General features: G+C 39.9%; 9 protein-coding genes and 1 pseudogene. 9 read left to right on the forward strand and 1 reads right to left on the reverse strand.

Annotation, left to right across the window (positions count from 1 at the left end; translation table 11 throughout):
• Nucleotides 1-48: 48 nt before the first annotated feature.
• The 9 genes from HT724_RS09750 (at nucleotide 49) to HT724_RS09790 (ending at nucleotide 10324) form a co-directional block, all read left to right on the forward strand.
• Complete coding sequence (locus HT724_RS09750) at nucleotides 49-672, forward strand: ribonuclease P (protein ID WP_173276540.1); 624 nt, start codon at nucleotides 49-51, stop codon at nucleotides 670-672.
• Between the two features lie 116 nt (nucleotides 673-788).
• Nucleotides 789-2765, forward strand: coding sequence for a transketolase (gene tkt, locus HT724_RS09755; protein WP_000067883.1), 1977 nt, complete (start codon nucleotides 789-791; stop codon nucleotides 2763-2765).
• A 117-nt stretch (nucleotides 2766-2882) separates the two neighbouring features.
• Nucleotides 2883-3182 (forward strand): preprotein translocase subunit YajC, encoded by a 300-nt coding sequence (yajC, locus tag HT724_RS09760; RefSeq protein WP_000445810.1) that lies wholly within the window; start codon nucleotides 2883-2885, stop codon nucleotides 3180-3182.
• A 46-nt stretch (nucleotides 3183-3228) separates the two neighbouring features.
• Nucleotides 3229-3672 carry a low molecular weight protein-tyrosine-phosphatase gene (locus tag HT724_RS09765; RefSeq protein ID WP_173276539.1) on the forward strand — a complete coding sequence of 148 codons (444 nt, stop codon included), beginning with the start codon at nucleotides 3229-3231 and terminating at the stop codon, nucleotides 3670-3672.
• Entirely contained in the window at nucleotides 3659-4069 is a 411-nt protein-coding gene (locus HT724_RS09770; protein ID WP_173276538.1) for a hypothetical protein, read from the forward strand. Before HT724_RS09765 ends, HT724_RS09770 begins: the two co-directional genes overlap by 14 nt.
• A gap of 300 nt (nucleotides 4070-4369) precedes the next feature.
• The gene (adhE, locus tag HT724_RS09775) at nucleotides 4370-7021 is read left to right on the forward strand and encodes a bifunctional acetaldehyde-CoA/alcohol dehydrogenase (protein WP_173276537.1); all 2652 of its coding nucleotides are present in this window, start codon (nucleotides 4370-4372) and stop codon (nucleotides 7019-7021) included.
• A gap of 123 nt (nucleotides 7022-7144) precedes the next feature.
• Nucleotides 7145-8065, forward strand: coding sequence for an XRE family transcriptional regulator (locus HT724_RS09780; protein ID WP_173276536.1), 921 nt, complete (start codon nucleotides 7145-7147; stop codon nucleotides 8063-8065).
• A gap of 305 nt (nucleotides 8066-8370) precedes the next feature.
• Complete coding sequence (locus HT724_RS09785) at nucleotides 8371-9054, forward strand: ABC transporter ATP-binding protein (RefSeq protein WP_173276535.1); 684 nt, start codon at nucleotides 8371-8373, stop codon at nucleotides 9052-9054.
• Complete coding sequence (locus tag HT724_RS09790; RefSeq protein ID WP_173276534.1) at nucleotides 9023-10324, forward strand: ABC transporter permease; 1302 nt, start codon at nucleotides 9023-9025, stop codon at nucleotides 10322-10324. Before HT724_RS09785 ends, HT724_RS09790 begins: the two co-directional genes overlap by 32 nt.
• 289 nt (nucleotides 10325-10613) lie before the next feature.
• Here the strand turns inward: HT724_RS09790 and HT724_RS09795 are convergent.
• Nucleotides 10614-11779: pseudogene (locus tag HT724_RS09795) on the reverse strand (IS30 family transposase).
• Nucleotides 11780-11846: the final 67 nt, after the last annotated feature.

An 11846-nucleotide genomic window follows, 5' to 3' on the forward strand; every position in this document is an offset into this window, starting at 1 on the left:
CTACAAATATTATAGAGCCTTTTTTGCTAGCTAGAGGAGATGAAACGGATGTTGAATAAGATAAGAGACTATCTGAACTTTGCTGGTTTGCAGTATCGTAATCCGGATAAGTTTGGAGATGAGCGAGAGAAGATGCTGGAATTGCGCCATAAAGGCCAAGAGGCACGAAAGGCTTTTACAGAACTGGCTAAAGCCTTTCAAGCCAGCCATCCAGAATGGCAACTTCAACAGACTAGCCAGTGGATGAATCAGGCGCAGCGCTTGCGACCACACTTCTGGGCTTATATACAGCGTGAGGGGAAAGTGACAGAACCTATGATGGCCCTTCGTTTGTATGGAGTACCCTCTGATTTTGGTGTCTCACTAGAAGTTAGTTTTATCGAGCGCAAGAAAGATGAGCAAACTTTGGAGAAACAAACCAAGGTATTAGAAGCTCCAGTTGTAGAAGGGATTTATTATCTAGCCTACTCCGATGGTCAAAGTCAACGGTGGGAGGCGAACGAAGAAAATCGTCGTACTTTAGTCGAGAAGATAGGCAGCCAAGAAATCCGAAAAGTGTTAGTTAAATCAGATGTTTCTATCATAGAAAATCAATCATTAGAAGTGATTTTAGAAAAATTAGAAGAAATTTATGAACGCTTACTTCCCTATTATCAAGCGACTAGAGGGTAGAAAATAGATGACTTATCTAGCGTCGAATTGTTTAATTGCTATTCTATGTATTTTTTCATATAATAGTAAAATAGAATGTGTGATTCAATAATCACCTCAAATAGAAAGGAAATTCTATGTCAAATCTATCTGTTAATGCAATTCGTTTCCTAGGTATTGACGCTATCAACAAAGCCAACTCAGGTCACCCAGGTGTGGTTATGGGAGCGGCTCCGATGGCTTACAGCCTCTTTACAAAACAACTTCGTATCAATCCAGCTCAACCAAACTGGATTAACCGCGACCGCTTTATTCTTTCAGCAGGTCATGGTTCAATGCTTCTATATGCCCTTCTTCACCTTTCTGGTTTTGAAGATGTCAGCATGGATGAGATTAAGAGCTTCCGTCAGTGGGGTTCAAAAACACCAGGTCACCCAGAATTTGGTCATACGGCAGGGATTGATGCTACGACAGGTCCTCTAGGGCAAGGGATTTCAACTGCTACTGGTTTTGCCCAGGCAGAACGTTTCTTGGCAGCCAAATATAACCGTGAAGGCTACAATATCTTTGACCACTATACTTACGTTATTTGTGGAGACGGAGATTTGATGGAAGGTGTTTCAAGTGAGGCTGCTTCATACGCAGGCTTACAAAAACTAGACAAGTTGGTTGTTCTTTATGATTCAAATGATATCAACTTGGATGGTGAGACAAAGGATTCCTTTACAGAAAGTGTTCGTGACCGTTACAATGCCTACGGTTGGCACACTGCCTTGGTTGAAGATGGAACAGACTTGGAAGCCATCCATGCAGCTATCGAAACAGCAAAAGCTTCAGGCAAGCCATCTTTGATTGAAGTGAAAACGGTCATTGGATACGGTTCTCCAAACAAACAAGGAACTAATGCTGTACACGGTGCTCCTCTTGGAGCAGATGAAACTGCAGCTACTCGTCAAGCTCTCGGTTGGGACTATGAACCATTTGAAATCCCAGAACAAGTATATGCTGATTTCAAAGAACATGTTGCAGACCGTGGCGCATCAGCTTATGAAGCTTGGACAAAATTAGTTGCTGATTATAAAGAAGCTCACCCAGAATTGGCTGCAGAAGTAGAAGCCATTATTGATGGACGTGATCCAGTTGAAGTGACTCCAGCAGACTTCCCAGCTTTAGAAAATGGTTTCTCTCAAGCAACTCGTAACTCGAGTCAGGATGCTTTGAACGTTGTGGCAACTAAGTTACCAACCTTCCTAGGTGGATCAGCTGACCTAGCTCACTCAAACATGACTTACATTAAAACAGATGGACTTCAAGACGATGCTAATCGCTTGAACCGTAACATTCAGTTTGGTGTTCGTGAATTTGCAATGGGAACGATCTTGAACGGGATGGCTCTTCACGGTGGACTTCGTGTATACGGTGGAACTTTCTTCGTCTTCTCTGACTATGTGAAGGCAGCTGTTCGCTTGTCAGCTTTGCAAGGTCTTCCTGTGACTTATGTCTTTACCCACGATTCTATTGCGGTAGGGGAAGATGGCCCAACGCACGAACCAGTTGAGCACTTAGCAGGTCTTCGTGCTATGCCAAATCTAAATGTTTTCCGTCCAGCAGATGCGCGTGAAACTCAAGCAGCTTGGTACCTTGCAGTGACAAGTGAGAAAACACCAACTGCTCTTGTCTTGACACGTCAAAACTTGACTGTTGAAGAAGGAACAGACTTTGATAAAGTTGCAAAAGGTGCCTATGTTGTCTATGAAAATGCAGCAGACTTTGATACCATCTTGATTGCGACAGGTTCAGAGGTCAATCTTGCTGTCTCAGCTGCCAAAGAATTGGCTAGTCAAGGAGCAAAAGTCCGCGTAGTCAGCATGCCATCTACAGATGTCTTTGATAAACAAGATGTAGCTTACAAGGAAGAAATTCTTCCAAATGCAGTTCGCCGTCGTGTTGCAGTCGAAATGGGTGCAACTCAAAACTGGTACAAATACGTTGGTCTCGATGGTGCCGTTCTCGGTATTGATACCTTCGGAGCCTCTGCTCCAGCACCAAAAGTATTGGTAGAATATGGCTTTACTGTAGAAAATCTTGTAAAAGTCGTTCAAAACTTGAAATAATCCTAAAAATCAGGGCGCAAGCTCTGTTTTTTTCTTACTAGAAAAGTAAGGTACAATCTTGTAAAAGTAACTGAAATTTGATATAGTAGTCCTATGTAAAAGACAAAGGAGAATATAATGGAATCACAATATACATTTTTAATCATTCTTGTGGCTATGGTGGGCTTGATGTTCTTTACGCAACGCTCTCAAAAGAAACAAGCACAAAAGCGTATGGAAAGCTTGAATAAATTACAAAAAGGCTATGAAGTTATTACAATCGGGGGCCTTTATGGAACAGTCGATGAAGTAGATACAGAAAAGAAAACAATTGTTCTTGATGTAGATGGGGTTTACTTGACTTTTGAACTAGCTGCTATCAAGACAGTATTACCACTTAAAGAAACAGCTTCACTCGAAGGTGCAATTGAAAAATAAGACGGGATCACGAACTCCCGTTTTTCTATAAAAGAAAGGAAATGGGATGAAAAAACTAGTCTTTGTCTGTCTGGGAAATATTTGCCGCAGTCCTATGGCCGAGTTTGTGATGAAATCAATGACAGATAATTATGAAATCCAAAGTCGAGCGACTTCCTCTTGGGAACATGGTAATCCGATTCATAAGGGCACTCAGGGAATTTTGCAACAGTATGAGATTCTTTATGACAAGAACAAGACATCGCTTCAGATTAGCAAGGAAGATTTTGAAGCCTTTGATTATATTATAGGAATGGACGCTTCAAATGTTTCTGACTTACGTCAGATGTGTCCAGCAGGCTTGCAAGATAAGATTTACTCATTTGCATCTGAAAGTGTTCCAGATCCTTGGTATACAGGAGATTTTGAGGAAACCTATCAGCGTGTTCAGGAGGGTTGTCAAGCATGGTTAGAACGTTTAGAAAAGGAGAGTGAAGGTGGAAAGTCTTAAGAATTTTTACGAAAAGTATCGAGTGTATCTGACTCGTCCACGTTTAGAGCTTTTAGCAGTAGTTGCCATTGTTTTCTGTGCTGTACTCGTCTTTTTTCTAAATATTCCCGGAAAAGGTGTTCTAAAACTCGATAATGGAACGATTGTTTACGACGGCAGTCTTGTCCGTGGTAAAATGAATGGCCAAGGTACCATTACCTTCCAAAATGGAGACCAATATACAGGTGGTTTCAACAATGGAGCCTTCAACGGAAAAGGCACCTTTCAATCCAAAGAAGGCTGGACCTACGAAGGTGATTTTGTAAATGGTCAGGCTGAAGGAAAAGGAAAGCTAACAACAGAACAAGAAGTTGTTTATGAAGGAACTTTTAAACAAGGCGTTTTTCAACAAAAATAAAGCCTCCTTATCAAAGGAGGTATTGTTAGAATGTTTAAGTAAGCGCTTACCTGTAAATCCCTTTCTTTCCAAGTTCCTCTTCCAAGCAAGTTTGTGAAATAAAAAAATATTTGAAATAAATTTCACAAACTTTAAAGAAAAAGCTTGCTAAGAAAAGAAAATGACAAACATTTCACAAGGAACTAAAAATTCTTTGTGAAATGTTTATGAAACTGTTTACAAAGTTGAAATAATGCGATATAATAAACTTGTGAAAAAATTAACAAAGGATATCAATCCTTGATAGCTATGGAGGAAAATATGGCTGATAAAAAAACTGTGACACCAGAGGAAAAGAAACTCGCTGCTGAAAAGCATGTCGATGGATTGGTGCAAAAAGCTCTAGTTGCTCTTGAAGAAATGCGTAAGTTGGATCAAGAGCAGGTTGACTACATCGTAGCTAAAGCGTCAGTGGCAGCTTTGGATGCCCACGGAGAATTGGCATTACATGCCTTTGAAGAAACAGGACGTGGTGTATTTGAAGACAAAGCAACTAAGAACTTGTTTGCTTGTGAACACGTAGTAAACAACATGCGCCACACTAAAACAGTTGGCGTTATCGAAGAAGACGATGTGACAGGTTTGACTCTTATAGCTGAACCAGTTGGTGTTGTTTGTGGTATCACTCCTACAACAAACCCAACATCAACAGCAATCTTCAAATCATTGATTTCATTGAAGACACGTAATCCAATCGTATTTGCCTTCCACCCATCAGCTCAAGAATCATCAGCTCACGCAGCTCAAATCGTTCGTGATGCTGCGATTAAAGCAGGAGCGCCTGAAAACTGTGTACAGTGGATTACTGAACCATCTATGGAAGCAACTAGTGCGCTTATGAACCACGAAGGTATTGCTACAATCCTTGCAACAGGTGGTAATGCCATGGTTAAAGCTGCATACTCATGTGGTAAACCAGCTCTTGGAGTAGGTGCCGGAAACGTTCCAGCTTATGTTGAAAAATCAGCAAACATCCGTCAAGCAGCACACGATATCGTCATGTCTAAATCATTTGATAACGGTATGGTCTGTGCCTCAGAGCAAGCGGTTATCATTGATAAAGAAATTTACGATGAATTTGTAGCAGAGTTCAAATCTTATCACACTTACTTTGTAAACAAAAAAGAAAAAGCTCTTCTTGAAGAATTCTGTTTCGGCGTGAAAGCAAACAGCAAAAACTGTGCTGGTGCAAAATTGAACGCTGACATCGTTGGTAAACCAGCAACTTGGATTGCAGAACAAGCAGGATTTACAGTTCCAGAAGGAACAAACATTCTTGCTGCTGAATGTAAAGAAGTTGGTGAAAACGAGCCATTGACTCGTGAAAAATTGTCACCAGTTATCGCAGTTTTGAAATCTGAAAGCCGTGAAGATGGTATTACTAAGGCTCGTCAAATGGTTGAATTTAACGGTCTTGGACACTCAGCAGCCATCCACACAGCTGATGAAGAATTGACTAAAGAATTTGGTAAAGCTGTTAAAGCTATTCGTGTTATCTGTAACTCACCTTCTACTTTCGGTGGTATCGGAGACGTTTACAATGCCTTCTTGCCATCATTGACACTCGGATGTGGTTCTTACGGACGCAACTCAGTTGGGGATAACGTTAGTGCCATTAACCTCTTGAATATCAAAAAAGTCGGAAGACGGAGAAATAACATGCAATGGATGAAACTTCCTTCAAAAACATACTTTGAACGTGATTCAATTCAATACCTTCAAAAATGTCGTGACGTTGAACGTGTCATGATCGTTACTGACCATGCCATGGTAGAGCTTGGTTTCCTTGATCGTATCATCGAACAACTTGATCTTCGTCGCAATAAGGTTGTTTACCAAATCTTTGCTGATGTAGAACCAGATCCAGATATCACAACTGTAAACCGTGGTACTGAGATTATGCGTGCCTTTAAACCAGATACAATCATCGCTCTCGGTGGTGGATCTCCAATGGATGCTGCTAAAGTAATGTGGCTCTTCTACGAACAACCAGAAGTGGACTTCCGTGACCTTGTCCAAAAATTCATGGATATCCGTAAACGTGCCTTCAAGTTCCCATTGCTTGGTAAGAAGACTAAATTCATCGCGATTCCAACTACATCTGGTACAGGATCTGAAGTAACACCATTTGCCGTTATCTCTGATAAAGCAAATAACCGTAAATACCCAATCGCCGACTACTCATTGACACCAACTGTGGCAATCGTAGACCCTGCTTTGGTATTGACAGTTCCTGGATTTGTTGCTGCGGATACTGGTATGGACGTATTGACCCACGCGACTGAAGCTTACGTATCACAAATGGCTAGCGACTACACTGACGGTCTTGCGCTTCAAGCCATCAAACTTGTATTCGAAAACCTTGAAAGCTCAGTTAAGAACGCAGACTTCCACTCACGTGAGAAAATGCATAACGCTTCAACAATCGCTGGTATGGCCTTTGCCAATGCCTTTCTAGGTATTTCTCACTCAATGGCTCATAAGATTGGTGCGCAATTCCACACAATCCACGGTCGTACAAATGCAATCTTGCTTCCATACGTCATCCGCTATAACGGTACACGTCCAGCTAAGACAGCAACATGGCCTAAGTATAACTACTACCGTGCAGATGAAAAATACCAAGATATCGCACGCATGCTTGGACTTCCAGCTTCTACTCCAGAAGAAGGTGTGGAATCTTATGCAAAAGCTGTTTACGAACTTGGTGAGCGCGTAGGTATCCAAATGAACTTCAAAGCACAAGGAATTGATGAAAAAGAATGGAAAGAACATTCTCGTGAATTGGCCTTCCTTGCTTATGAAGATCAATGTTCGCCAGCTAACCCACGTCTTCCAATGGTTGACCATATGCAAGAAATCATCGAAGATTCTTACTATGGCTACAAAGAAAGACCAGGACGCCGTAAATAATTGTTATCAGCCTAGAGGCAGGAGAAATCCTGTCTCTTTTTTTGTAATTCTATTTGAAAAATGGTATAATCATCGCATATATTTATTTGAAAATCAAATCTTTAATAATCATGCGAGGGGCAAATGAACAAGATAAATGAGTTAGGGGATAAAGTGCGACTTTTAAGAGAGGAGAAAGGACTTAGTCGTCCAGTTTTTTGCGGGGATGAGTCTGAATTATCAGTGCGTCAGTTGGTGCGGATAGAAAAAGGAGAGTTTCGCCCGACGATAAAAACCCTAGAATATATTGCGGATAGATTAGAAATTCCGTCCTATGCCTTGATGCCAGATTATAAGGAATTGCCGAAGCGTTACCAAGAATTAAAGTACTTTCTTTTACATCACCCTGACTACGGAGACAAGGAGTTGCAGGAACAAAAGGAAGAATATTTCGATGAGATTTTTGAGAATTTTTATGATGATTTGCCACGTGATGAGAAAGTGCTAGTGGATTGTCTTCAAGCTATAGATGAAGTGAGAGCGACGGATAATGAACAGTATGGAATAGCACTTTTAGATGAATCTTTTGAGGAACTATGGAATCAAAGAGAATTTTCCTTTTTAGACCTTTTAAAAATTAGATTGTATTTTTTGTGTAGTTATTTAGAAAATATAAAAAAAGGACAGTTATCTATTAGCGAACAGCAGAAACTTCAATTAATGTTTCAAAAAGTGTGTAATAACGTAGAAAATAGCGGTACAGATGATTTATTTCTTGTTCGTGATGTATTATTTGCAGGGCTGGGAAGTTGTGAATTATTGAATGACTTAGAGTTATTTAAGTTAGCTGTGGAAAAACTGAATTGGATTTCTGAAAAAACACGAGATTTTCAAAAGCAACCGATTGTCTTGATGGTGGAGTGGAAATATTATCTTCAGACTGATTATGATACGGCAAAACAAAAGTATGAAGAAGCAAAAATGATGGCGAGGATGTTTGGCAATGAGAAGTTAATCGTTAGTTTAGATAATGAATGGAGCCAAGACTTAGAAAGGTATTGTTAAATGCTTTATAGGAGTGACATTTCTGTCATTGAGGGAATGCCGCTTTTTTGTTACAATGAATTTTATACTCAATGAAAATCAAAGAGCAAAGTAGGAAACTAGCCGCAGGCTGTACTTGAGTACGGCAAGGCGACGTTGACGTGGTTTGAATTTGATTTTCGAAGAGTATTACTTGATATACATCCAGAAGCAAACTAGGCAATAGAGAGAAAATTCTAAGTAGTAGGCCTATAGGGTCAATCAACTTGAAGGATTTTCTATAAGTGTGATGTATGACGACAACAGTTTTAAACAAGGGGGAAAGAATGTCCATTTTATCCATTAAAAATATTTCAAAGTTTTACACTTTGGACGGTAAACATCAAGAGCAGGCTTTAAAGAATATAAACCTGCAGATTGCAAAAGGTAAAATTACAGCGATTTACGGGCCGTCAGGCTGTGGCAAAACCAGTCTACTAAACATCATTAGCGGTTTAGACAGACAATATGAAGGAGTTTTAGAATTTAAAGGGGAATCTCTCCGTGACTTATCAGAGATTGAACTAACTCGATTTCGTAAAGATAAGATTGGATTTGTGTTTCAAAACTTTAACCTCATTCCTCATCAGTCTGTCTTGGACAATGTCAAGCTACCTCTCTATGTCAAAGATTTATCTGACAGGGAGATGACAATGATTGCAAAGGAGCAATTAAGTAACTTGGGCATGGAGCCTTTTATGGCTAAAAATGTTAAACAGCTTTCTGGTGGGCAAAAGCAACGCGTAGCAATCGCGCGTGCTTTGGTGAATCAGCCTGATATGATTGTAGCAGATGAGCCAACGGGTTCGCTGGATTCTCAATCCCAAGAAATGGTATTGGAAGTGTTTAAAAAATTAGCCCAAACAGGGAAAACAGTACTGATTGTAACCCATAATCCAGAGGTTGCCGAATATGCAGATGTGATTATCAAAATGAAGGATGGTGAAGTCGTTGAAGAAGTCAAAAAATAAAGGATTATCATTGAAAAACAAATTCAAACTTTCTTTAAATAACTTTCTGGAAAGAAAGTGGCGTAACCTATTGATTGCGCTAGCAACCTCAATCGGTTTTGTAGGAGTCTTAATTTCTTTCGGCTTGGGAAATGCATTGATTTCGATGATTGATGAAAATACGAATGGAGGTCAAATCCCTTCTCAAGTTCAGATTGCTTTAAACACAAAAAATGTTGGACGAGGCTTTTTGAACCAAGATGATAAGAACTATATCACGGATACAGTTGGAAAAGAAGCTATTAAATATTTGGAGAGTCCTTTTGGGATGATCATGTCAAATATTACTATAGATGGTCAAGAAATGGATCTGAGTCAAACGATGCCTTCTTATGCTCAAGTAGTGAGTCTCTATGAGGATACAAGTATCTCTGTTAGTAGTAATGAGGCGGACAAAGTGTTAGCTGGTTCCCTCTATACGGATGCAAATGAACAGGGTTTGACGATTCCAAGCAGTTTACTAAAAAATTGGAATGAACAGACAGGAAACAATCTGACAGCTAATGATGTTATTGGCAAATCAGTCTCAGCCAGCATTGTAGAAAATGCTGCCGAAGCTAGTAAGATTGCTCAATTTCAAACAAAGATTGTACGTGTAATCAATGATGAAGATGACTTGGAGGACAGCAACAGTTTCATGCCGTCTCATCAAATGGAAACGATTTTGAAAGAGGCTGGATTTACAAAAGCTGTATCTTATTTTATCTTGGAACTCAAAGATCCATCACAAACAAAAGCGATAACAGAAGAATTGCAGAAAAACAAGAAGTATACTGTTCTTTCTCAACAGAAGGTTCTTGATATTGTGATTACTTTTATTCGTGTCATTCAGGGATTGTTGATTGTACTTTCATCACAAGCTATTGTGGTAGCAGCGGTCATGATTGGTATCATTATTTACATCAATATCATGCAACGTTCTAAGGAAATAGGTGTCATGAAGGCAGTTGGTTATCAAAATCGTGATGTCAAAGGAATTTTTATTTACGAGGCTATCTGGATTGTAGGAATCGCCTTGCTGCTGGCATTTTCGGTTGCACAAGGGGTGGGAAGTTTGGCGAATGCGATTGTAAGTCACTTTTACCCATCCATCACTAAGGTTTTTGAATTAAATTTGTTATCTGTTTTAGGAACTCTAGCTTTCGCTCTACTACTTGGTTATGTATCAGCTTACTTCCCAGCACGTAAAATTAGTAAAATGGATCCTGTAGAATCGCTACGATATGAATAGTAAGGGATTCCTTGATTTACAGTTTAAAAAAGAAACTGCTAACTTCTCAAACTAACTTCCACCGCTAATCCAAGTGGAAGTTAGTCTGATAAAAATTCTAAAAACCAGTGGAATTCCGTATCAGGGTAAGTTCCACTGGTTTTAATTATGCTTGATTTTATAGCTTTTGTAGCCAAAATGAATAGAAAAAAAGAGCGCACAAAATCTCCTCATCTGAAAGCGTTTCAGATTAAGTTCCGCTATGGTGGAAGTTAGTGTGAGACGTTTGAATGTGGTTAAAGATTAATTTTTAGAACTTATGTTGGAGTAATTTAGAAGACTGACAGACGTCTTCTGCAGGTATTTTAGAAATGCCGAGAAGCTTAGGAATCTCTTCTCCATAGGTAAAGGCAAAGAGTTCATAGGCTGACTTTTCATTCAAAGCAGCACGTTTGACACTGTTGACATGCGAACAAACGAGATTAATATCCTCTTGAGTTAAGTTGTCAAAGGAAGTTCCTTTAGGTAGAATGTCGCGAATCAGCGTGTGATTTTTCTCGATTCTGCCTTTCTGGTCAGAGCGATTAGGGTCACAAAAGAAGAGTTTACTCTCTCCTCGCACATCCATTTCGATGTCATCAACCCTGGCAAACTCTCCACCATTATCGGTAAGAATGACGGGGAAGAGTTGGAAGAAATCTTTGCCAGCTTGGTGAAGAGTGTTCTTGATGGCATAGAGGTGTTTGGTAACTTCAAGGGCAGTTTTATTATCCAGAAGTCTAGCGAAGATAAAGTTACAGAAAGAGAGATTGAAGGTGAGTAGGACTTTCCCTCCCATCCTCCCCAGAACTGTATCCATTTCTAGCCAAGAGTCTAGTTGATTAAGGGCTAAATAGTTTTGGAAATCCTCATAGGAACGGCCTTTTTCGCTTCTTTAGGGATGGAAGGTAGCTTACTTTTCCGTCTTTCTTTGAATTTAACGGCTCTGGCTAGGTCAATCGGAGCGATAGATAGGTACCCTTTTCGGATGTGTCGATAGACGGTTGAGGAGCTGACATCAAGATTGTAAGTTTTGAGGATATGATAGATGTGTTGTCCCTTTTTAACTCCATCAGAAATGACTTTGTCCATTTTCCAGAAGGTCTTGGAATTGAGGGGAGTTCCTTCACGAGCTTCGACAAGAGTTTGTTCGTATTGTTTTTGAGCTTGTTTAGCGAGGTAGAAGATCTTCTTATAGCCACAATTTTGTCTTCTTTTAGGACAGCCATTACAGACAAAGGTAGCTTTGTCTAGTAAAGGGCAAGGAAGGTTATGGCATGTAGACTCTCGGACTTGTCTGTTTCGTTTGACTTCTTTGGAAACAGTAGTTGGGTCTTTTAGAATAAGTTGCCCGATAGCTTTGAAGGTTTCACCGCGCTCTAAGCCCAGTTGGATATCATTGCGGTCTGAAAGGGTAAGGTGTTTATGTTTTGTCATAGTAGACCTCATTTCTAACTCAAACGTCTCACACTTAATTCCACCATAAAAATCCGTTTTAGACTAA

It is taken from the genome of Streptococcus sp. k-402 (assembly GCF_013277515.1).
Lineage (GTDB): Bacteria > Bacillota > Bacilli > Lactobacillales > Streptococcaceae > Streptococcus.

Bases quoted from the DNA above. Each gene is read 5' to 3' on its own strand.
- HT724_RS09750 (WP_173276540.1), top strand. From the start codon at position 49: ATGTTGAATAAGATAAGAGACTATCTGAACTTTGCTGGTTTGCAGTAT.
- tkt (WP_000067883.1), top strand. From the start codon at position 789: ATGTCAAATCTATCTGTTAATGCAATTCGTTTCCTAGGTATTGACGCT.
- yajC (WP_000445810.1), top strand. From the start codon at position 2,883: ATGGAATCACAATATACATTTTTAATCATTCTTGTGGCTATGGTGGGC.
- HT724_RS09765 (WP_173276539.1), top strand. From the start codon at position 3,229: ATGAAAAAACTAGTCTTTGTCTGTCTGGGAAATATTTGCCGCAGTCCT.
- adhE (WP_173276537.1), top strand. From the start codon at position 4,370: ATGGCTGATAAAAAAACTGTGACACCAGAGGAAAAGAAACTCGCTGCT.
- HT724_RS09780 (WP_173276536.1), top strand. From the start codon at position 7,145: ATGAACAAGATAAATGAGTTAGGGGATAAAGTGCGACTTTTAAGAGAG.
- HT724_RS09785 (WP_173276535.1), top strand. From the start codon at position 8,371: ATGTCCATTTTATCCATTAAAAATATTTCAAAGTTTTACACTTTGGAC.
- HT724_RS09790 (WP_173276534.1), top strand. From the start codon at position 9,023: ATGGTGAAGTCGTTGAAGAAGTCAAAAAATAAAGGATTATCATTGAAA.